Raw genomic sequence first — 22,983 nt, 5'->3', positions numbered from 1 at the left:
CATTACTTTGATTTAATATTTTCACCCGGTTCGCGCCTTGCTTCTTTTGCCATTTCGGCGTCAATCTTGGCCTCGGCGGCCTTCACCTTTCGCTCGGTCTCGGCATATTGCGAGTCAAAATCCTGCCCACAGCCAGCCATGAGCAAGAGGGGCAGCATCAACCCACATGTGACAAGGGGACTCCGCATCAATAGTCCTTTTTATATCGGACATTGACATTTGATGTGCCACCGCTGCCAATCTGGCTGAGCACCGAAAGCGCGGGTGTGAGGCTGATTTCCAACTGCGTTGCTGTGTAGCCCCGTGCGTCGGTGACAATTTCGACATAGACGTCGTTGGTAATATATTGGCCAAACGCAACAGCCATGTCGCGGCCGGTTTTTTCATCGGCACCCAAGATGCGTAAACGGTCAAGACCAGTGGCAGACTGCAGCACGCCCAGTGGATTAAGCCCTCCTGCTCCGCCGCGCAAACTGTTCAACGACCCAGCCAGTTGAATCGCCTGGATAGCCGACAATTCACCGATCGAGTTACCAAACAAAATACGCGCCATGATTTCATCCTGTGGCAAGGCGGGGGTTGAACTGAAGCTGATATCGGGATTCTGGCCTGTGCCTCGAATATTGACACGAACTGTCGTTCCATCAACTTCGCTTGCCGCAGCGACGCGGATCGATGGGTTGCTCGCTGGACCGCCATTGAAGGAAATACGTCCACTTTCCAGCTCAAATGAACGGCCGGCAAAGCCAAGAGTGCCGCGAACCAATTCCATATCCCCGGAAATCAGCGGTGCATCGCTCGTACCGGTTACGCGCAAATTTGCGCCCCATTCGGATTCAAGCCCCATGCCGCTGACATATAATTCGTCGGGTGCCTCAAGCCGAATATCGAGTTTCCAGTTGCTTGGCAGGCTTCGGATTGCATCGGCGTCCCCCGACACTCGTGCGCGACCGACGGGTGCTTTGCGTCGAACGCCCGTCAGCGTGGCGACCTTGGCTGCGCCTTGGCGGATAATTTTAAATCGCGTTTCCGGCAACCGCAAGGTGCCGGTTATCAGCGGCGCGCCATCCGGCGCGTTGGTGACGCTTATCTGCCCTGTTGCTGTGGTCGAAATCAACTCGCTGCGCGCGACTCGTGCCCGGTCAAGATCGAGGTTAAGCTGTACAGGGAAGCCCTTTTCAGCACTTAAATTGACGATGCCCCGTCCGGTCACTGTTCCGTCGCCAGCCTGCGCGCTCAGTTCGGTGACTTCCAATTGGTCATTGGTGAAAACGCCGCGCACGCGCAACTGGGTCAGCCGCGTGCCATACGCATCGTTTTCATAAATTAGGTCATTCGCACGCACGACGCCCGTTAGCTGCGGGCTTTGTACACGACCGGAAAAGTCAGCCGCCACTCCGATGTTACCCGTGAGACTCTGGTCAGCCAGCGCCGCCAACGAGAACAGTGTATCAGCTGGCCCATTATAACGGATACCACCGGATAATGGTGCAGCGAACAATCTTTGGGTCCAACTCCCGGTACCAGGGGGCAACGGCGTCAGATCAACTTGAAGCCGACCAACGGCCGCGCCGCGTCGGCGGATAATGGCCCGAGCGTTGCCGCCGCTAGGCAACAGCCGTCCGACCAGACTGATATCAACAGGCTGCGACCGCGACCCCAAATTCGTCCGGACGAACCGGCTGATCTCAAGCCGCGCATCAGCATTTGGGAAAGCGGATAATGACGCCTGCGACCAGTCAAAGCTGCCCGTTGCCCGCCCGCCGATACCAAGGCCAGGCAAGAACGGATTAAGGACAGCCACGTCCACTTTGTCCAGCCGCGACTGGAGGGTGAGGGTTTGGCCATAGGTGCCCGCCAACCGAATGGTGCCGTCCGCAACATTAATCGTGCTGGGCAAAATGTCATAGCTGCTGCGACGAGGAATGATGCGAATTGGACCGTCGGTCGCGAAATTGACGCTGTTGGCGCGTCCCGTCACCGCGACCCGCCATAGCTTTGGCGTAAAATCGGCATTACCTGCTACACGGAATGGAACTTGGCTTCGGCCTTCTGCGAGGACCTGCGCACTTCCAGATCCGGCACGATAATTTACCTTAGCCCGCGCGGCGGCAAGCGAGATGTCATTCACCACCGCATTTTCTACTTGCACATCGGCAATGATTTGCGGGCTATCGAACAAGGTTATGTCCGCATTTATGATACCCCGTCCAATAGCGAGTTTTTGAGTGCCAGAGAGCGCTGCATTCAACGCAACCGCGTCAACAACAGCGCGCTGGAACTTTCCTTGCGCCGACAGTGCAATGGTACCATCAAAGCCAGAACCGGCGCCAGTTAATGTGCCGACAAAGGTACCGGAGTCTGCCTGCCGGATGCGGCCGGTGATACCAATGCCTGCAAAATCGCCGCGCACAATGTCAATTGTGAGCGGGCCTTTACCCGACAGCACATCAATGTCGCCGCTGATCGGTCCATAATCTGTGGATCCCGTGACCGCGATGGCATAGCCACGCCTGCTTAATGTCACAACCCCGACGACATTGGACATTCCTACGCCAAAGCCGGGATTGGCTGCGGTTATCCGATAGACCGGTCGGTCAAATGTGCCAGTCATGCCAACGATTATGGCCCCATATTGGTTAGAATAGCCACGTCCATTGAAGACAACCCGTCCGCCTTCGGTTGCATATGTGCCGTTACCGCTGTTCAACCGGAACAAGGGAGATACCACCGTAGCGCGGGTAATTTGCAAAATACCGTTAGTACCATAGCGAATGCCGGCATTGATAAACATCTGTCCGCCGAGAAAATTCCTGACACCTTCACTGAATAGGCGGGTCGAGCGGGCCTTAATCGTGCCTACAAGCGCATAGCCACGGCCAAGTGTGGTTTCGAGATCGACGTCTGCAACGACGTTGAATAGTCCAACGGAATTCACCTGGAATCCGTCGACTTTCCCGTTCAAGGCCGTGGTGTAAAAACCCTTGTCAATGTCACCCACCAGCAGGGCCGTTGCGTTTATCCGGTCGGATCGTATTTTCAAATTGTCGGACAGCAAACGTCCATCCGCGATTGCAATGTCACCGTTCAACCGGACATTGGTCAGCAATCCTCCGGCTATCTGGTTAATGCCCGTTACCCGCCGCGCCTTGGCGTTAACGGGTATTACGAAGCGATCCGCTTTACCTTGGGCTTCGCCGGTCAGGGTCACGTCTTCGAATTTCGTGGCATCAAAAGCCAGCCGGTTTGCTGTGGCGGAATAGGCGACGGTAGGGCCAACAAAAGCGCCATTCAGCAGTGCCCTGCCCCTTATGTTTGTCCCGCTGACATTAGACCCGATAATGCCGGGGCGAAGGATGCGAAAATTCAGAGCAAAGTCATCGAAACGGCCTTCACCCAAATCAGCCTGCCCTTCTGCGTCTAACTCAATGGCGGCAGACCGGACGGTCCCTTTTATGTTTGCAACACGTTCGTCAAAGGTCGCAGCTAAATCCAAATTTGCGACAGGCGACAGCGCACGCATCAGCAGGCCATCCGCCATCAATTCGGCAGGTGCTGCAGTGCCCTTCACACCAAAAGTTCCTTCGCGCGCTGTCAGCACAAGATCTGTAATTTTCTCTGACGCCATCTGGGCGGTCAGGATGCCGTCCCATTTGCGCCAACTGCCCCGCCCGTTTAAATTGGCCGTCATGGGAGCTTCGCTGCCGACCAACCCTGTAAACAAACCCTTCGCCGGCGCATCAAGTTTGAGGTCAACATCAAAGCGATTGTCATCTGGCACGGCGTCCAGTTGCAGAACGATGCGGTCACCCCGCATGCTGCCTGCGGCCGCGTCAATGATTGCACGCCTATCTGCAATTTGCACTTTCCCCGACAAAGAGGCGACCTGTTCCTCACCCGTTATGGCTTTGTCAAAAACGATACGGTCTACCTGCAACCTTTCGATATTTATGTCCAAGTCGGGCAGCAGGGGATCACCACGGTCAGGCACCATACGAAAGGCGGGCAAGCGCGAGACATTGAGTTCTCGTGCCGTCAACGCATTAATGGCAACGCCCCGCTGAAAATAGGATAGCGGGTCCCAGTCAAGCCGGATTTGAGGCGCGCGTGCAAATTCACCCTCGGGATCACGGAAACGCACATCCGACAATATCGCGTCGCCATATATTGAACCTTCAATCTTCCCAATGCGGATATTGAGGCCGTTCTCCAGTTCAAATGCGGCAATCTGACGTGCAACGAAATTGCGGCCAGACTGGCTGTCGAGCCACACATAGCTGCCAACCAATATCGCCAGCAACAGCGCTACGATGGCAGCACCCCCAATGGCTACCCGCCGCCAGACCATCAAAATGCCTGCCCAATCGACACATAGACGCTGAAACGTGAGTCACCTGGTCGGCGGTTCAACGGTGTTGCAAGATCCAGCCGGATGGGACCGAAATTGGTGTAAAAGCGTCCACCGACGCCCACGCCAACACGCCAGTTGTCGAACTTAGGCATGCTCGATTCATACGCCTGTCCAGCATCCACAAATCCGACAACACCGAAATTGCCAAAGCGATACCGTCCTTCAAGCGCGAATTCGTTGAGGCTGCGGCCACCAATTGGATCGTTGTTTAGATCCTTTGGTCCAAGCTGTTGATAGCCAAAGCCACGCACTGAGCCACCACCACCGCCATAAAAACGACGGGATGGCGCAAGGTTATCGCGTGAAATGCCTGATATGGTAGCTACGCGCGCCCGCGCGGCGACGACAATGCTGTCGGTCACTGGATAATAATAGGATCCGTCCAGAATAGCCCTGGCGTAAACCTGTTTACCTGTTCCCAAACTGGCTTCTGGCGAAACGCGCAAGTTGATGCGATAACCTCTTACAGGGTCAAGCAGGTCGTTCGATTGGTCAAAGCCCAGCTGGGCCGGTAAAGCGGCCACGTAATATATCCGCCGGTCGCGAACACCGCGGGCCAATACAAATGCATTTTCAGAGGTAGCCAGAATTTCGGCACCAATGGACCACGTGAATTTCTTCTGCCAAATCGGCGTGGAGGCAAAGGCCATGATCGCTGCAAGCCTGCCCGTATACGCCTCGAACGCATCATAATTGCTGTGCAGAGCCGATAGCGAAATCTCTATATTTCGGTCGCGTCGGCCAGCATTGGCACGGGCAAAGGCAATACTGGCGGCCTGTTCCTGGGTGCCAAGTACCCCTGCGACCCGCAATGAACCTTCGGGCGGGAATAAGTTCCGGTGAGTCCAACTGCCCTCTGCCCGGAAGCCTTGTCCAGTGCCATAACCTGCACTTGCCGCTAACGTACGGGGCGGTGCGGCTTCCTGCCGGACAAGCAAGTCGGCATAAGGCGTTCCGTCTGGCGCAGCGCCCTCTCCGGGCACAGCTTCAACTGATACGGTCGACAGCAAGCCCGTTGCTATCAGCGCCGCGCGCAGATCGTCGACCTTGCGGCTATCGAATAAATCACCGGTCTTGAAACGCCGCAAGGTGGCAATATGCTCAGCATCAAAGGCCTGAGTAGTCCCCTCTGTCCGCAATCGACCAAAATAGCTGCGCGCGCCTGGCTCAACTGGCAAAGTATAGTCGCCAACCCCGTTATCACCATCAAGCAATATATCACGCTGCCCTACCGCGGCAAAAGGATAGCCGTTCTGGGGCAACTTGACCGAGATATTCGCTTCAGCGGCCAAAATAATATCCGCGACAATTGGGTCCCCCGGCTTCGGGACGAAATTGCTGGTGATCAGGTCAGCCGGCTGCACGACTGGGGCTGCAAAAGCAATTTCCCCCAGATAATAACGTCGCCCTGGAACAACCGTCAGAATAACGTTCGTTGCCCCATCCTCGGTGGTCGAAGGCTCGGAATTGACCTGAACGTCAGCATCGAAAAAGCCCTGCCCGTTCAAAATATCAAGCAACAATTGGCGGTCAGCGCGGGCGCGTTGGGCAACCTCTGCACGGCTATCTGCGCGGCCATCACCTTCCTCAAGCGATGACAAGTCCTCGAATCGGGCAAGTACGTCACGCCATGCCGCCGCTTCCACTTGCACTCCATCGGCATCTTTTGCCACATCCGCCGTTTTGGTTGCATCCAGACCTTCCACACGCACAACATAGCGAACGGAACGCGCTTCGCGCTCAGCGCGCTGCGTTGGCTCAGGCGGCGGCTCTGCATCAAAGCTTTCGATGGGTGGCAAGGGATCATCCAACAGCGGGTCCGTGACCGGGGGGTCCGGTAGCAGTTCAACCACGTCGCCATCTTGAACGGCCAATATGGCGGGATCGTTGGCGGTCTGCGCTGCCTGTTGTGCTGCAGAAGCGCCTTCCTCACGGCTTTCCTCATCGGCTTGCCATTTCTCGATGCTTTCCAAAGGCGCATCATCGAGCGAAGGAATTGCTTTTTCAAATTCGGGGTCGGATATGATCGGTGTGCGCGACCCGACAGGGTTCACAACCGTATCCGTCTTCTCTGTCGCTGGCTGCGTTGGGGGTGCTATTACGGCGATCGGATTTTGGGCAAGCAAAGGCGTTGCTGCAGCACCGAGATATAAAAAGGCAATTGATCGGATCAAACGGACATCCCTTGGCCCCAACGCCGCCTTATGCAAAAAGGTTCCGTCTCCGGCTAGGAATATCCGATAATGTCAACGACGAATGTTGCAAACAGGAACTCTGGGCAGAGGAAAAGACCCTCGGACATTATGGTTTAAGCGGCAAAGCGCCATGCGGACATTACGGCCGCACAGGTATCTTTAAGCGTTGTCCAGCCTTGAGACCAAAGCCAGCAGGGCGCCGCATGATCGTTCCATTGCCAAGAATCCCGTCCGAGCAATTCAACAGTTTATCTAGGCAATTGCTCTCCCATGTTGCCTGCGTCTCACTGTCCCACGCCCCGTACCAATCGGCATGAAAGGTCGATCCGTTTGGCAAGGGCAGCATTCCCGGCATCCGGTCACTGGAAAGATACCATGTCCTGAAATTGTCATCAGGCAACACGGTGTAAGATGCGCCCAGTGTAAATTGCGGAATGACATACGGGTGGGTAATGGGACATCTATAGACGCCAGTGTTGCCGTAGCCCGCATTTGCCAGATGGCTGCGATGATCTACGCTGTCGAGATTCTTGCCATCCCAGCATTCAGGTGAAGCGAGATTGATCATGATGCTATCACCCGGCAAACATTCGAGCTGGTCAAGCCGCTTAACCTTCGCGCCCCTATCGGCCCACTTTGGAGTCACACATTTATACGAGAAATTTTGGTTTTCCGGCTGCGGTTTGTGCATCCGGTTCATATCATACCCGAAGATAAAGCGCAGCCCTCGCGGGATGCCAATGCAAGCCGTTCCCATAATCCTGCATTGCGGGTCTGATTTCGCACGGCGCTTATAATAGATAGAGATATAGTCCGGCTGCACGACCATATTGTCTTGGTCAATCATAGCAGGCTGCCAATAGGCCGATCGGTTGAGCGGCCCCATGCAGCTGCTGTCGCCGGCCGTCCGGAGTGTTTTGTAAGTTGATTTCCCATTTGCGAGAGTATTGCCAAACCATTGGTGAAGGTGCGGACTGCCCCCGATCATGCCGGGATAAGCGATCGGATCGTCATAATTGAGATGCGAGGGCTGGCAGATAAAACGGAACGCACCCACCACGTCAGGCGCAGCCGAGGGTGGGACGGCAGCGGGCAATAGCTGCATGGCACGATTAAAGTTGGACGGAATGGACTCCAAACCATCCAGCGATGGCGCGCCAATAGGATCGGGCAGGTATTTGGCATCAAGCGTCGTCATGGGCGGGGGCGATGGTTGGACTGCGGCCAACGTCTCGGTCGCTAAGTTTTCAGCGGACACTCCTTGGTTTGACACGGCCAGATAAAGGAAGAGCGCTGTGGCCAGGCACGCTACGGCTCGCCATTTTCCTTTGTGCGGGTTTTCGCCTTCCATGCAACCAGTCAAGCGCAAAACCATCGCCATCGCAACCCTCCCGCGTGCGGTTATGCGTCGAACGGGGTTAATTGAGCGAAAGCGGCGTATAGGCCCCGTCAGCGGTCCATGGTCATGATCTGTTAACTATGATTGCCTAAACCAAATCGCGACAAGGATGACAAATGACTCGAATGATTTTCCTGTTCATCGGCCTACTCGCAGGGTGCGCGCCGCAGGCAAGGGACATTGCGCTCACTGACGTGGACTTGCGCGATATGGAAGCTGTTGCAGCTATCCGCGCCCAACTGCTTCCACATGAGCGAGCCGCCTTTGCAAGTTTTTTAGTGCGCCATCATATCAGCTCGGCCAATTTTTGCGGGCAGCCGTTAATCAGCACACACGGCAGGGCACCGGAGACGATAGGCGAAGCGGTTGACCTTGCCATTGATCGCGACGCGGCTGAAGCGAAAGCCCTAGCCGAAGCAAACAAGCCGAAACATCCCCGCCATCGCGCCAAGGAAGAGTGGGACAATCTGATAACCGCAAGGGACATACTCATGGATTCCCAATCGCGGTTGCGAATCGAACATGGCGAAAAGGCATTGCGTCGTTCGGAATGGAAATCGCTGAGCACGAAGATGGCCGAAATCGACCGCAAGCTCGTGTCGATGAAGGAAAAAGTTTACGGTCCCGATAGCCAGTAGCATATAGGTCCATGGAGACCGGAATCCGGTGCCCGTTCTTCTCAGCTATCTACACCGGCATGCATGATTTTTGGGTTGCTGTTTGAAGCAGCAGACTGGCCCTCGCTTGACATCGAAACATTTAGTTCAGGTCGTTCTAACCGGGGAACTTTCCCGCGCCACCGCCCGTTCTTGAATCGTGTCGGCTTACCGCACCACGTAATCAGGAGAATAAATGTGTCTGCCCCCGAAAATCTTACCGATCTTTATACTGGCGAATTGCAAGACCTTTGGTCCGCGAATGATCAAATGGCGAAAGTTCTGAAGAAGATCGCATCGAAAGTCAGCGACCAAAAGCTGAAGGACATGCTGGCAAAATCACAAGCTGGTATCGCTGAACACACTGAAGTACTTAAAACATTGCTTGAAAAATCGGGCGAGAAGGTAAAAAAAGAACATTGCAAGGGTATGGAAGGGTTGGTTGCAGAAGCAGTCAAGCACACCACCGAAGAAGCGCCCAAAAAGGGGCCGGTTCTCGATGCTGTGATAATAGCTCAATATCAGCGGATGACTCATTATGGCATCGCCGGATTCGGTACCGCCGCGTCCTATGCAGGTACCTTGGGTTTAAAAGATGCTGTCAAAGCTTTGGATAAAGCGACCAAGGAAATTTACGGCGGAGATGAGTATATGACCAAGCTCGCCGAAACGACCGTAAACATCGATGCAAAGGACGAATAAATCGTCTCGTGGCTGGAAACGGCCTTAATTACAACCGATCATGCCCGTGCGTTTGTCCGAGAGGATAAATCCACGGGTTTGATTTCGTGTTGGATTGCGAAAAAATGCTTGCAGTAGAGGTCGATCTCCTCTGCATCGTCCTTGATCCAAAAATCTGGCAATTGTGGACCAAGGAAAAGCTTAGTCTGCTGAACCCGGCTCAGCCAGTTTTCGGTGCATTTCAGCTAAAATTCCCACCGGAACAACGCCCGAAGCGGCTACTTGCAGCTTGTTCTTGAAACCCGAAATAATCCGGTCATCGCCCTTCAACATTGCGTCCCAACCGTCACGTGCAACCTTTGCCGGGTCGTCTTTGCCGTCCGCCGCCCCTACTTGAGTATCGAGCATGTCGGCCCGCGCAAAGAATTCGGTATCAGTCGCTCCGGGCATAAGGGTCGTAACCGTTATTTTTTCATGATCCTTCAATTCATTGCGCAAAGCGTCTGTAAAATTGTCGATGAACGCTTTAGTTGCATTATAAACTGCATTAAATGCGCCGGGGATGTAGCCAGCAATCGACCCAGTGACGAGAATTCTTCCTTCGCCGCGCTCAACCATCTGAGTCAATACTCTCTGAAGCAGGTATATCGTACCAGTGATGTTCGTATTCACCGAATGCTCTATCCGGGAAAATTCCTGGTCCAGAAACGCGCCGCCCGTGCCTGTACCTGCATTTGCACACAATATGTCTACTTGCCGCCCTTCCAATTCGCCTAACAGCTTGTCTACGCCAGATAGAGAAGACAAATCCACTTCGACAGGTGTAACGTTTACACCGTGCTGGGAGAAATCTGCAGCAGCAGCAAGGATAAGATCCTCGTCAGCAGCCACCAAAAGGTCATATCCTTCCTCCGCTGCGATAGATGCTAATTCAAAACCGATGCCGGTAGAAGCGCCCGTTACAATTGCCAATTTGCGCATACCGTTTCCCCTAATTTAATCCCGGCTTCAAAACGATTTTGGTCGCCTGGTCCTGTTCATCATGAAACAGCTTGTATCCTTCTGGCGCCTTTTCGAGCGGCATCCGGTGGCTGATAAGGAAGGTGGTATCGATTTTCTCCTCCATGATTGCAGTGAGCAATGGCTGCAGATACCGCTGCACATGCGTCTGTCCCGTTTTCAGTGTCAAACCCTTCTCCATGAGGGCACCGAGCGGAAATTTATCAACAAATCCGCCATAGACGGCGGGCATCGACACGCGCCCGCCTTTCCTGCAGGCGATAATTGCCTGCCGGATGGCATGCGTTCGATCAGTGCCAAGGAAGGTCGAAACCTTTATCTGGTCGATAACATTGTCCGCGAAGAGACCGTGGGCTTCAAGACCGACTGCATCAATGACGGCATCCGGCCCTATTCCGCCTGTCATTTCCAGCAAGGCCTCCGAGGTTTTGGATTCTTCGAAGTTGATAATTTCCGCACCAAACTGCGCTGCCAATTCCAGACGCCTTGGAAAATGATCAATTGCAATTACGCGCTCCGCGCCAAGCAGAAACGCTGACTGGATCGCGAACAGTCCCACCGGACCGCAGCCCCAGACGGCAACTGTGTCGCCTGGTTCAATGTCGCAATTTTCGGCAGCCATCCATCCCGTAGGCAAAATATCGGAGAGGAACAGCACCTTGTCGTCATCGATGCCGTCAGGGACAATGATTGGCCCAACGTCAGAAAAAGGGACGCGAACATATTCTGCCTGGCCACCTGAATAACCGCCAGTCATATGGCTGTATCCAAATAGTCCGGACATGGGATGACCGTAAAGTTTTTCCGCGATATCCTGATTGTCGGCGGGGTTGCCATTGTCACAGGCCGAGTATTGCTTTTTACCGCAGTGGAAACAGCTACCACATGCGATGGTAAAGGGGACGACAACCCGCTGGCCCTTTTTCAAAGTGCTGCCGGAACCGACTTCAACGACTTCCCCCATAAATTCGTGACCCAGAACGTCGCCCGCTTTCATGGTAGGAATGTAGCCATCATATAAATGCAGGTCCGAGCCACAAATTGCAGTTGATGTGACTTTAATAATCGCGTCGCGGGGGTTCACGATTTCCGGGTCATCGACGGTGTCGACCCTGACGTCGTGTTTCCCATGCCAAGCAAGTGCACGCATATTATTTTCCTTCCTTGGCAAGTTGGGCAGGATTGCGCACATTGGTGGCAATCTCTCCGGTCTCCATAAGTTGTTTGAAGCGCCGCAAATCCCGACGTAGCTGAACCTCTGGTTCGCGTTGCAATACTTTGGCAACGATCCTGCCGACGAAGCCCGCTGGCGGATCATAAGACATTGTTGCGGTTACTACGGTTCCTCTGTTGCCTTGCGCTGGCGAAAAGCTAATCCGCCCCTCATTAAATACGTCCGCATCCTCATCGCTCTTCCATGCGATAAAAGCGCCTTCAATATCTTCTGTAACGCGGGCCCGCCATTTTACCTCAGAATCGCCGGGGCCTATTGCCACCCAGTCCGAAATTTCATCATTAACCGGTGTCACCGACACAATATTGTCCATGATAGTCGGAAGGTTCGAAAAATCCCGCCAGTATCTGTAGAGCTCGGTGGGCTCGCGGCTGATAGTCATCGCACGTGAGAAGCGCTCCAGATCGCCCGACTTGCCATGTTTGGAAGTAGTCGACGGTGCGTCATCATGTTGGGTATTATCGTCCTCGGACATAATAGGGCTCCTGCATGTATGCCATTATGAACCCTGCGAGATTGATGATGTTCCTGTTGCTTGCACTGGTTGCGACCAACCGAAGGTTTGCAAAACATGACAGGAGGTTTTGCTGATCGCCACGATTAGTGGCGCATAAAACGCAGCCCATATTTCGGGCACACCGCCATGGCGGCGTGTCCTCCGTAATTTTTACTCAAGTGAGGTGTCGCGCCACAAACTCTTTGCCTAGGCGCAAACCAACAGGGTCGACGGTATGAGGGACCCCATGAGACACGTGGCTTGTGACGGAAACGCCGAGCCGCTTCAGTTCGCTTTCTGCGATGTGCATGGCCGCAATAGGCACCACCGGGTCCGCCGTTCCGTGAACCAGCAGCACGGGCGGTTTCACATGGTGCCCGCGAGCCAGTTCGGATCCGCCGGTCAACATTCCAGAATATCCAACGATAGCAGCAGGTGCGCGCGGCCGGCGAAGTCCAACATGGAGCGCCATCATCGTGCCCTGACTGAACCCGACTAGCGCAAGATTATCTTCGGTCAGGCCATATTCGTCCAGTTTGCGATCAATGAAAGCATCGATGGCCGGGGCCGCCGATGACGCACCGGCGGCCAGCGCCGATGGCGCAAAGCCGGATAATCCCCACCACTGATAGCCTACCGCCATCATCCCGCACCTTTGCGGCGCGTGGGGCGCAAGAAACAGGGCGTCGGGTAAGGCCTCTTGCCAGTGGGGTGCCAAAGCAATCATGTCATCGCCGCTTGAACCAAAGCCATGAAGCAACATCACGATCTGTCGAGGCCGTAATCCCGACTTCGGCTTCAAGCTTTTTCCGTTGACGATTTTGGTCACGATAATTTCCAGTACGCGCTCATCAAGATAGGAGGAGATACTTGACCGACGACTGGTTTCAATCCAGCTTCGTACATTATAATCACGCCAAGCGGTGTAAAGTTGCCTTCCACAAATGTTCTAGCAACAGCCAAATGCCCAAGTCGATGGGAGATTAAACCAAGGGCGTGTCCAACTGGGCTTATAATATTATCGCGTTCCCCGATCAGTTGCGAACCCTGCGCATATATGCTTTGTTACAAACCATGAATAAGGTGTCGTTATCCCCTTGCAATCGCAACTGCAAATTAACCCGCTACGATAATATTTGCGCCGGTTGCGGGCGAACGATTGACGAGATTGTTGAGTGGGGGAACGCAAATGCTGCCCGTCAAATCGAAATAGCTGCTCTTGCCTCTGGCCGTTTCACCTCACGCTTCGAGGATTAATATTTTGCCCGCCTTGACCGAAGCTCGAGCGCGCAACGGCTGACCCGCCGGGAATACCGGACAAGAGCAACCAGCCCCCGACATAGAAGTCAATTTCTGGGCATTACTCTGGGATTCTCAACCGGAAATGAACATCGATGAACATGCAAATGGTGCCCGGAAGAGGACTCGAAGTTCTATGATAAATATTTGTATAATATAACAATTAAATAACTTTAAATTTCGAGTCCCCAATATGGCCCCCAAATTTCAAGCACTAGAATGCTTCGAGTCCGTAAATCGGCCTGATGAGCAGGCACCCGATTCATCAAAAACTCGATTCGCTACCATTGTTAGTTACCTTGATTTACCTGCTGTAGCGAGAGGCACATTCGACACTGAACCGGTCGCCTGCATCTTCGGCATGGAACCCGTGACTGAAGCTATGATTTACGCCGCAACTGCAAGTTAGTTTTCCATGATCGACAGCAAAATGTCTTTCTGGTGGGGCACGCCAATCGACTTAAAGCTCACGCTATCACCTAGCCTTGCACTCAATACTTTGACTTGCTCTAGAATTGTCCGCGCTTGGGTGCCCGTTGCAACCATTGGGCTGCCTCGTACACGTCGGCCCTGATAAGCAAGCCCCTCGTAATCAAGTTGGACGGGCCGTATGTTTGCTCGGAACACTTTACCGTTTTCAACCTCTAGGTGAGCGATCAATGATTGCCATGCCTCCGGTCCGTAGGCGTCATCTGCCTTTTCGGTTTGGAATATGAACGAAGATAGTCCGTGAAATAATGGTGCACTCTTGTAATATTCTATACCCTGTAATTCCGGGACCCCATGGGCAACAAAGGTGCATGCGCCTGCATCAATAGCAGCTTTTGCTAAGGTCCGCTGCCAAGTAGGGGTATCAGACTTCCTTTGTTCCCAATGGTGATTGTGAAGGTAAGCAATGACCGTAGCACCCGTGCTGGCAGCAACACGGATTGCGGCGAGGTAACGGTCCACATCTGATGGGGTAAGCGCACCGTCGAGCCCGCGAACGAGCTCATTAACGCCCGGCCTTGTCATAGTTGCTGCAGCTCCATCGCGGATCGCTCCTGACGCGGCAGCAACTAGCGCGACAGTGCCGCGTCCTTTCAGCAATGCGGGTCTGCTTGCGGCAGCGAGATTCCGGCCGGTGCCCGCATAACTTAGGCCGCGTTCATCCAAAGCTTGGATAGTCGACAGAATCCCACCTGTGTTTAAATCCCACGCATGGTTGTTGGATGTCGCAAAAAGGTTCACGCCCAATGACGTCAAGCAGTCGATGACCGAGGGATCACCTACATGAAGCACTTCGCTGTTCGCAGGGCGTGTCGACTGACCAGCTAACGGTCCGGCAATTGCGGTCTCCAAGTCCGTGAAGACGGCGTCTTGGCCGCGCAGCAACTTGCGAAATATTGCGGCATGTTGCCAACCCATAGCCCGAATATCGGTCTTGATGAGCGCCTGACCCAATAACGAAATACGCAGAGGGCGCCGTGATTTCATAGCCGATGCGGCCACGGGCAGGAAGGCAACGGAGCCCCCTCCACCCAGAAATTGTCGCCGGTTGTGAGAGATAATTGGAAATTTCATAGGCCCTCCGTCTCATCGCTATACTAAAGTAAACAGAAAACGGACAAGGTCTTGCTATTTTGTTATGACTTCATGACATCGGGTAATAAGCTTTTTTGTCGCAAGCGTCCGGAGTACCCATGGCACATGTTCGCAAATAGGGGATATATTACAATGCAATCTGACCACTTGGCTCAAAAATGCCATTCGACAAAACTTCTGATAGCAGCTGGCGTCAGTCTTGTTGCGTTAGCGTGGCCAAACATGGTGATGGGGCAGACGGCAGGTGAACCTATTGTTGAGACCGAAGAGGCTGGCCAAGATATTATTGTTACCGGTTCTCGGATTAACAGGAGGGACGCGGACTCCCTCGGCCCTCTTCTGACATTAACATCCGAAGACATCGCTAAGTCAGGTACGTCATCTGTAGGCGAACTTCTCCAAAAGCTTCCTTCGGCTGGCGTCAGCCTCAACTCCAACGGTACCCAGGGCACTTCCTACGGCGCAAGTTCAATTAACTTGCGCTATCTTGGGGGTGGTGAGGGCAGCGGCAACAGAGTTCTGGTACTTGTCGACGGCCATCGGTGGGTGGACGGTGTTGGGCAGCGCGGCTTCCGTGACTTTGTCGACCTTAACACCATGCCGCAGGGGATGATTGACGGCATTGAAGTGCTAAAAGATGGTGCCTCAGCGATATATGGCGCTGATGCTATTGCCGGCGTTATTAACATCAAAACTGTTCAACCCTTTGACGGGTTACGCGGCTCTGTCCGGGCCGGCGTCACCAGCCACGGCGACGGGGCTGAATTGTCAAGCGTACTTACGGGCGGCAAGACGTGGGATCGTGCATCTGTTATTTTATCCGGTAGTTATTTTAAATCACGCCCAATTCGGACTGACGCCCGCCCACTAACAACATTGACGCTGGTTCCTCAAACGGCCCTCGGGACGAGCCCCAATGGGCTTTTCATCCTTCCCGGTCTTTCCGGAAATACATACTTCGGAACCCCTGCCGGCTTCGCCAGCAGCACGAGCCCAATCGTATATAGCGACACCGGCCCTATCGGCGCCGGAAACCTAGCAGATAATGCATTTCGTCGAGGCGCTTTGCCCGGTGATTTCTATAACACACAGGCGCAAGGTATTTACTCGACCGGTCCGTCTGAACGTTACGGCTTTTACGGACGGTTTGATTATGATCTAACCGATGATGTCTCTGTTCGGTTGGAAGGCGTCTACAACCGCCGTAAATCTAGTCAGCTCTTTTCGCCGGTCCTTCTTGACGTTGGCGGAAGCGCTGGCACCGTCCGCGGCTTCTCCATCCCAAATAACCAAGCATTCAATCCTTTTGGCACGGCGAATGGTGTTCCACTTGCGAACGCTCTGACTTTTGCCTCAAATAGTGCTTGGCGCATCCGCAAGGTCATGACTGACGTCGGGAATCGAAATAATTCGCAGGACGTCGAGACCGTGCGCCTTTCGCTTGGGGTGGATGGCACCTTCACGATTGGTAATGGCGAATGGCGATGGGATGTTTTCGGCTCCTATTCACGCAACAGCATCAACACCGTGGCCGAAAATGGCATTAACTACGACAACCTCTTTTTAGGTCTTGGATCACCTACGACCTGTGCTGCAACGGCCGGTTGCGTACCAATCAACTTGTTTTCGCCAATGACTGAAGCTCAAGCCTCTTATATTCGCTTCACAACACGTGAGTATAATCGCACCGAACTCTACAATGCCGCGTTAAACGTGACAGGCAACTTGTTTGAATTGCCCGCTGGCCCGGTAGCGTTGGCAGTTGGTTACGAATACCGACAGAACCGCGGTTTTGATGCGCCGGACACCTTTGTAAACTCTCCGTCGCGTTTCTTGTCTTCACAATATACTTCCACCACGTCACAAACCCGAACCACAACTGTCGGCAGCTATGATCTTCATGAGGGCTATGCTGAATTAAGTGTGCCCCTACTCCGCGACCAGCCCCTTGCCCAAAGTTTGGAGCTCAGTCTGGCTGGAAGGTACTCCGATTATTCAACTGTAGGGAGCAAAGTGACACTCAAGGCCGGTGTCGGCTACCGCCCCATCCGCGATATTCTATTCAGAGGAACATATTCTCAAGGGTTCCGTGCACCGTCGATTCTTGAGTTGTATCAGGGAGCTCGCCAGACAAGCTTTCAAGGCACGGATCCTTGCAACGGTGGCGCTGCCGTCAATGCTTCGCGGCCAGGATGCGCAGGCGTGCCAACAGGCTACAATCAAGCTAATTTCAACCTGAATGGCTTAATACCTGGTGTAATCAGCGGCAACACTTCGCTGAAGCCTGAAACTGCCGATACGTTCAGCGCCGGCATTGCAATATCCCCTGACAGCATCCCTGGGCTTTCGCTTACGGTAGACTACTACAAAATCGAGATAAATAACGCGATTGCGTCTCAATCCGCTACTCAAATTCTGCAGTTATGTGCGGCTCGAGGGGATGTCTTCTGTGATCTGGTACGCCGGGACACAGGCACAGGAGCTATTCTTGAGCTCCTACAAGGCGCCCAGAACCTGAACTCAATCGAGACCGATGGGGTCGATGCCACTCTTCGTTATGATTTCAACACAAACGTTGGGCGGATTTCAGCAGTTTTGGATGCGTCTTATCTCAACTCGTTTAAGACAACTGCACCCAACCCGGCGGGCGGCGATCCCATTGTTGATGAACGAGCAGGCACGGGCAATTCACCGCGCTCAACCTATCCGCATTGGAAAGGCCAAGCATCGCTCGGCTGGACCGGCGATTCCATCGACACCACATTACGTGCCCGCTATATCGGCTCCACATCAGATGCCGTAAATGCGGTGAAGGACAGTAAGACCAAGGCCATAGTCTACACGGATTTCGAGATGGGCTTCAAAGTTGCAGATGACGCGGCCCGTTTCACCATTGGCGTTAATAATCTTTTCGACAAAGCACCGCCTGCTTCTTATGCAAATGCTCCCATCAACTATGACATCTACACTTATGATGCGCGCGGCCGGTTTATCTACGTAGGGTTTAACGTAAAAATGTGACCCAGTTGATGTCGGCCGCTGACGAACAGCCTGCGGCCGACATACCCGCCGCTTGTATAAAGGTTATAGGACTGCAGCAAAATGCCCGCGGACATCAAGGCACGTAGTTGGCTCAATCGGGTGGAACGATGGGGTAATGCCCTTCCCGACCCAGTATTTATTTTCCTCGGCCTGATTGCCGTTCTGATTTGCGTTTCGGTGGCAGGTAGCATCTTGCAGTGGCACGCGATCAATCCGCTGACTGGCGATACCGTTGTTACGCAAAGCCTTCTGTCTGCTGACAATGTTCGTAAGTTACTTACCGATATGCCAGATACAATGGCCCACTTTCCACCACTCGGTCTGATACTAGTAGTGATGCTTGGCGCAGCAGTGGCCGAGCGGTCAGGACTATTCACGGCGCTTATGACGCGTGCAATGCGCGACATTCCAACCCGTTTCTTAAGTCCCGCTATCTTTTTGATTGGCTTGTTTTCCCACCACGCAGCTGACGCAGCCTATGTAGTGCTTATTCCCTTAGCGGCAATTATCTTTGCATCTGCTGGTAGGCATCCCCTTGCCGGCATGGCCATTGCGTACGCAGGCATCTCTGGGGCGTTTGCTGCTAATCTTGTTCCTGGGCAATTTGACGTTCTAATGATGGGGATTACCAAATCGGCAACATCGTTGCTGACACCAGATCATAATTTGAATCCTTTGGGGAATTGGTGGTTTACTGCTGCGCTCGGGATCATACTGGTGCCAATCGCTTGGATAGTGAACGACAGTATCGTCGAGCCGCGGCTGGGGAAATGGACCGGAAATGCCCCGGGCAATGACATTGAGCAAATTCATGATCCTATTCGCGAACGCCGAGGATTGATATACGCGGGATTGTTTACGCTCATCCTGGTCGGCATCTTTGCGTTTCTGGCTGCGATGCCTGGCTACGCCCCGTTGATAGACGACACAGCGCAAGGTCCATCCCGATTGCAGCCATTTTACTCCGCCCTGGTCGCTGGGTTCATGCTCTTATTTCTAGGCAGCGGTTGGATCTACGGATCGGTCGTAGGAACAGTAAAATCTCACCGGGACGTTGTGCGAATGATGGGTGAAGGCCTGGCAACCCTATCGCCTTTCCTCGTCATAGCTTTTTTTGCGGCGCATTTTATCGCCATGTTTGGCTGGTCAAATCTTGGGCCTGTTCTTGCTATTAACGGCGCAGAATGGCTTCGCACGCTCCAGCTCTCAACACCGCTGCTACTTATAATTTTGCTTGTGATGTCCTCCGTATTCGATCTGTTCATCGGATCCGCATCAGCAAAATGGACGGCGATGGCACCCATCGTAGTTCCCATGCTGATGCTGCTCGGCATTTCACCCGAAATGACGACGGCGGCTTATCGAATGGGAGATTCGATATTCAACATTGTGACACCGGTGGCCTCAAATTTCGTACTGGTCATGGTTCTAGCCCAGCGGTGGGATAAGACTTTTGGAGTTGGATCGCTCATCGCGCTGATGCTACCTTTTTCAATAGCAATTGGTCTGGTTGGTTTATGCCTTGTAGGCATTTGGACAGGCTTCGAATTGCCCGTAGGTCCGAGCGCTCCCTCCACGTACCAACTAACACCGCGTTGAGCTGCCCTGTGAACGTCACTGTCCTATCGAATATAATGGTCACAATGCGTGATGGAACGCGTCTGGCAACGGATGTCTATCTCCCCAGCTTCGGCAAGTCACAGCGTACCTCCGTGCTCTTGGAACGAACACCATATGATAAGCTTGGCACGAACCACGCGGACTTCTCCGTGCAGGATCAGACACCTTTATCCAAGGCGGAGATTGCTACCCAGTTTGCTAAACGAGGCTATGTCTTCGTTCTTCAGGATTGCCGTGGCCGGTACCGATCCGAAGGTGTTTTCCAGAAGTACCTTTGCGAGGCAGAAGATGGGGCCGATACTGTTGCCTGGATTGTTCAACAGCCATGGTGCAATGGCCGTGTCGGCACACTCGGTCTTTCATATGGAGCACATGTGCAGGCGGCCTTAGCCACGTTAAATCCCGTCGGGCTGCAGGCGATGTTTCTGGACTCAGGCGGGTTTTCCAGTGCGTACCACAGTGGCATTAGGCAGGGTGGAGCATACGAGTTAAAGCAGCTGACTTGGGCAATGAAGCACGCCTTGCTTTCACCGGAAACCGAGGCAGATCCGGCCCGCCGCAGTGCCCTAGCGAGCGCAGACATCAGGGACTGGCTTAGTGTGGAAAGATGGCGAAAGGGGCACTCCCCGATAAGCGCTGCGCCCGAATACGAAGATTTTATCCTTGAACAGTGGCAGAATGAGACCTTCACAGACTTCTGGAAACAGAGCGGCATTTACGCCTGCGGAGCGTATGACACATTCGCTGATGTTCCAATGGTGCATATGTCCAGCTGGTACGATCCGTACGCATTAACAGCGATAGAGAATTTTACCGAGCTGTCCAAATGCAAGACCGGTCCGATTAAGCTCATCATGGGTCCATGGACACATGGCAAAAGGTCTCTAACTTTTGCTGGGGATGTTGATTTCGGCCAATCGTCGACGTTTGACGCAAAATTTGGCAATTATGTCGAATTGCGAACGCGCTGGTTTGATTTCCATCTGAACAGAAATGGCAATGACCCCCTGCCCCGTGCCATTTACTATTTTCAGATGGGAGGTGGGTCCGGTCGCCGCCTGCCCTCGGGACGGCTGGACCATGGCGGCACCTGGCACAGTGCAGATACTTGGCCTTTAGCCCAGACTGCCATCCGATCCTTCTACCTTCAGCCTGATGCTTCCCTCGCTGAGACTGCAGCAGTCCGATCGAAACAATTTACTTTTCTGTCCGATCCACATGATCCAGTGCCTACCATCGGCGGAGCGATGGCTTCGGGAGCGCCAGTCATGGAAGCTGGAGGCTTTGATCAGCGCGAAGGTCCCGATGTATTTAGGTCGCAGCAGCCTTATCGCAAACTTTCCGACCGGCCGGATGTACTGATATTCGAGACAGCCTTGCTCGAGGAGGACGTTAACGTCACAGGGCAGATCGTGGCGGAGCTTTTTGTAAGTTCTACCGCAATTGATACCGATTTCACGATCAAGGTGGTTGATGTCTATCCGCCCAGTGCCGACTACCCAGAAGGCTACGCCTTAAACATCGCCCACGGTATTCTCAGAATGCGGTTTCGCAACTCCTTCGAGCGGCCTGAACCGATGGAGAGCGGCCATGTCTACCGTGTGAGCATTTCGTCCTTTCCAATGAGCAACCTGTTTTGCATCGGACATCGCATCCGTCTGGAGGTTGCAAGCAGCAACTTCCCGCATTTTGACATCAACCCTAACACCGACTGGCGAGTAGAGGGGTTGTTGCCCTGCACCGCTGAAAACAGCGTGTACGCAAGCAAACAATATCCATCTACTATCTACATTCCCGTAATCCCTGCTACCAACTAGGCATGCGCAAGCCAGTCATATCTGAGGTTACCCAAAACGATAGAGAGGTGAGCTTTCGTTCACTGAGGGTTTTTGCGGAAATAATGCGCACGGGCTCAGCAACCGCGGCAGGCAAACAGCTATCTTTGTCGCAGCCTGCCGTCAGCAAGCTCGTTTCTCAGTTAGAGGCCAGAGTAGGTTTTGACCTTTTTTATCGAGATCGCGGGAAACTCGTTCCAACAGCAGACGGAACGAAATTAATGCAGGAAGTCGATCTGACGTTAGCCAGCCTCGACCGTTTTAATAGTCTCGTACGGGATATTGCTGGCTACTCGGCTGGAACGATACGCGTTGTCGCTCCACCAAGCTTCGCCGAAGGCGTGCTGCCCGAAATAGTGTCTAGATTTCGCGACCGATTTCCCGGCGTAGAATTTAGCATCGATTCCCGCAGCGTAGCTACCGCCCGCTCAATGATCGCAATGCGGTATGTGGATTGTGGTTTCGTCAAATTGCCAACCGATGAGAAAGACTTAGAACTAAGTGAAGTCATAACAAGCGGAACTCTTTGCGTTATGCGGGAGGATCATCCGCTAGCAAATCACGAGACCATATCCCCTTCTGATATAGGCCTTCACCCGTTAATTCTTCTCGGAGCTGGCGGATATTGGCGCACACAAGTTGACGCTGCATTTGCGTCGTTCGGACTTAAACCTTCGGTCGCGATAGAAACACACACACATGGATCTGCTTGCGCCCTAGCAGGGCGAGGAAACGGGATGGCCATTCTCAATGAGCTACTTGTTCGCCCCTACATCCAAGCGCCGCTGGTAACGCGACCATTCGTTCCTTCAATTACGCACACCTACGCATTTGCAGTGTCCAACGTAGCCAGACCATCAAGATTGACAGAAGAGTTCAAAAGGGAGGCCCTGTCCTTTTTCCTGGAACAACCGCAAAATAATCCACACGCGAAGAAGTGACAGGGCTAACTTGTACGGTTTATTGCCTAAGATTTGTGAACAGCCGTTGATGGTTACATCGGTGCCATTAGGCGTTTGAACAATTGCGCTGGTATGCCTGCCTGCGCGATCATGAGGTTGCCGATAGTGAGTGCCCAATTCTGCGGGTCATTTTGTTTCAACCTTTTGCCTTAAACGCCGCGCAAGGCTTTAATTAAGCGGGTTGAGGCGGCCGAGCCAGCCTCCGATACCAGGAAGCAAGCGAAGCAGAAAGTGGGTATGAGCACTAATACGCAGCCCGGTTTCTTGCATCCAGACATGGGTAGCTTTTCAGCTAGGCGAGCCAGCAGCATCTTATCGCGGCTTCAAGAAACGCGCTGTGGCACTTGCGCCGCGCCATCACAGCCATTTTAAGCAGTTATCTGGGATTGTTCAATCCACACGATTATTCATGAACATGCAAATGGTGCCCGGAAGAGGACTCGAACCTCCACGCCGTTGCCAGCGCCAGCACCTGAAGCTGGTGCGTCTACCAATTCCGCCATCCGGGCACGAGACATACGGGCGTAGCGCCTGCGTGTCGGGTAGGCG

At 53.5% G+C, this 22,983-nt stretch carries 16 protein-coding genes and 1 tRNA gene; 7 read left to right on the top strand and 10 right to left on the bottom strand.

All coding sequences use genetic code 11. From position 1 onward, the window contains the following. Positions 1 to 2: 2 nt before the first annotated feature. The 4 genes from ACK4S7_RS05415 to ACK4S7_RS05400 form a co-directional block, all read right to left on the bottom strand. Entirely contained in the window at positions 3 to 188 is a 186-nt protein-coding gene (locus tag ACK4S7_RS05415) for a hypothetical protein (protein WP_409644993.1), read from the bottom strand. Continuing rightward, positions 188 to 4,348, bottom strand: a complete 4,161-nt coding sequence (locus tag ACK4S7_RS05410; RefSeq protein ID WP_409645028.1) for a translocation/assembly module TamB domain-containing protein — start codon at positions 4,346 to 4,348, stop codon at positions 188 to 190. Before ACK4S7_RS05410 ends, ACK4S7_RS05415 begins: the two co-directional genes overlap by 1 nt. Next, complete coding sequence (locus ACK4S7_RS05405; RefSeq protein WP_409644992.1) at positions 4,348 to 6,585, bottom strand: autotransporter assembly complex protein TamA; 2,238 nt, start codon at positions 6,583 to 6,585, stop codon at positions 4,348 to 4,350. Before ACK4S7_RS05405 ends, ACK4S7_RS05410 begins: the two co-directional genes overlap by 1 nt. Positions 6,586 to 6,745: 160 nt before the next feature. After that, the gene (locus tag ACK4S7_RS05400; RefSeq protein ID WP_409644991.1) at positions 6,746 to 7,987 is read right to left on the bottom strand and encodes a DUF1996 domain-containing protein; all 1,242 of its coding nucleotides are present in this window, start codon (positions 7,985 to 7,987) and stop codon (positions 6,746 to 6,748) included. A gap of 134 nt (positions 7,988 to 8,121) precedes the next feature. Here ACK4S7_RS05400 and ACK4S7_RS05395 point away from each other — a divergent pair, with 134 nt between their 5' ends. Further along, entirely contained in the window at positions 8,122 to 8,643 is a 522-nt protein-coding gene (locus ACK4S7_RS05395; protein ID WP_409644990.1) for a hypothetical protein, read from the top strand. Between the two features lie 216 nt (positions 8,644 to 8,859). Next, a complete protein-coding gene (locus tag ACK4S7_RS05390; protein ID WP_409644989.1) occupies positions 8,860 to 9,363 on the top strand; it encodes a ferritin-like domain-containing protein in 504 nt (167 codons plus the stop codon). A gap of 180 nt (positions 9,364 to 9,543) precedes the next feature. Here ACK4S7_RS05390 and ACK4S7_RS05385 read toward each other — a convergent pair whose 3' ends face one another. The 4 genes from ACK4S7_RS05385 to ACK4S7_RS05370 all read right to left on the bottom strand — a co-directional run bounded on the left by ACK4S7_RS05385 (position 9,544) and on the right by ACK4S7_RS05370 (position 12,921). Next, a complete protein-coding gene (locus tag ACK4S7_RS05385) occupies positions 9,544 to 10,323 on the bottom strand; it encodes an SDR family NAD(P)-dependent oxidoreductase (protein ID WP_409644988.1) in 780 nt (259 codons plus the stop codon). Positions 10,324 to 10,333: 10 nt separating this feature from the next. After that, positions 10,334 to 11,512, bottom strand: a complete 1,179-nt coding sequence (locus tag ACK4S7_RS05380; RefSeq protein ID WP_409644987.1) for a zinc-dependent alcohol dehydrogenase — start codon at positions 11,510 to 11,512, stop codon at positions 10,334 to 10,336. Position 11,513: 1 nt separating this feature from the next. Continuing rightward, positions 11,514 to 12,071, bottom strand: coding sequence for an SRPBCC family protein (locus ACK4S7_RS05375; protein WP_409644985.1), 558 nt, complete (start codon positions 12,069 to 12,071; stop codon positions 11,514 to 11,516). A gap of 196 nt (positions 12,072 to 12,267) precedes the next feature. Continuing rightward, positions 12,268 to 12,921: an alpha/beta hydrolase gene (locus ACK4S7_RS05370; protein ID WP_409644984.1), complete on the bottom strand. Its 654-nt coding sequence runs from the start codon at positions 12,919 to 12,921 to the stop codon at positions 12,268 to 12,270. A gap of 245 nt (positions 12,922 to 13,166) precedes the next feature. Between ACK4S7_RS05370 and ACK4S7_RS05365 the strand changes: the two genes are divergently transcribed. Then, on the top strand, positions 13,167 to 13,349 hold the full coding sequence (locus ACK4S7_RS05365; RefSeq protein WP_409645027.1) for a DUF1289 domain-containing protein: 183 nt from the start codon (positions 13,167 to 13,169) through the stop codon (positions 13,347 to 13,349). 447 nt (positions 13,350 to 13,796) lie between these two features. Here the strand turns inward: ACK4S7_RS05365 and ACK4S7_RS05360 are convergent, their stop codons facing one another. Next, positions 13,797 to 14,954 carry a CapA family protein gene (locus ACK4S7_RS05360; RefSeq protein ID WP_409644983.1) on the bottom strand — a complete coding sequence of 386 codons (1,158 nt, stop codon included), beginning with the start codon at positions 14,952 to 14,954 and terminating at the stop codon, positions 13,797 to 13,799. A gap of 72 nt (positions 14,955 to 15,026) precedes the next feature. Between ACK4S7_RS05360 and ACK4S7_RS05355 the strand changes: the two genes are divergently transcribed. The 4 genes from ACK4S7_RS05355 to ACK4S7_RS05340 all read left to right on the top strand — a co-directional run bounded on the left by ACK4S7_RS05355 (position 15,027) and on the right by ACK4S7_RS05340 (position 22,413). Beyond that, positions 15,027 to 17,996, top strand: coding sequence for a TonB-dependent receptor (locus tag ACK4S7_RS05355; RefSeq protein WP_409644982.1), 2,970 nt, complete (start codon positions 15,027 to 15,029; stop codon positions 17,994 to 17,996). A gap of 81 nt (positions 17,997 to 18,077) precedes the next feature. Then, positions 18,078 to 19,616 carry an AbgT family transporter gene (locus ACK4S7_RS05350; RefSeq protein ID WP_409644981.1) on the top strand — a complete coding sequence of 513 codons (1,539 nt, stop codon included), beginning with the start codon at positions 18,078 to 18,080 and terminating at the stop codon, positions 19,614 to 19,616. Between the two features lie 44 nt (positions 19,617 to 19,660). Continuing rightward, complete coding sequence (locus tag ACK4S7_RS05345) at positions 19,661 to 21,454, top strand: CocE/NonD family hydrolase (RefSeq protein WP_409644980.1); 1,794 nt, start codon at positions 19,661 to 19,663, stop codon at positions 21,452 to 21,454. A 2-nt stretch (positions 21,455 to 21,456) separates the two neighbouring features. Continuing rightward, entirely contained in the window at positions 21,457 to 22,413 is a 957-nt protein-coding gene (locus ACK4S7_RS05340; protein ID WP_409644979.1) for a LysR family transcriptional regulator, read from the top strand. 443 nt (positions 22,414 to 22,856) lie between these two features. Here ACK4S7_RS05340 and ACK4S7_RS05335 read toward each other — a convergent pair. Continuing rightward, positions 22,857 to 22,943 (bottom strand) — tRNA-Leu (locus ACK4S7_RS05335). Positions 22,944 to 22,983: the final 40 nt, after the last annotated feature.

It is taken from the genome of Sphingorhabdus sp., assembly GCF_046292425.1.
GTDB lineage: Bacteria > Pseudomonadota > Alphaproteobacteria > Sphingomonadales > Sphingomonadaceae > Sphingorhabdus_B.
Note: the sequence above shows the minus strand (reverse complement) of the source record. Positions and strands in the feature narration are given on the sequence as shown.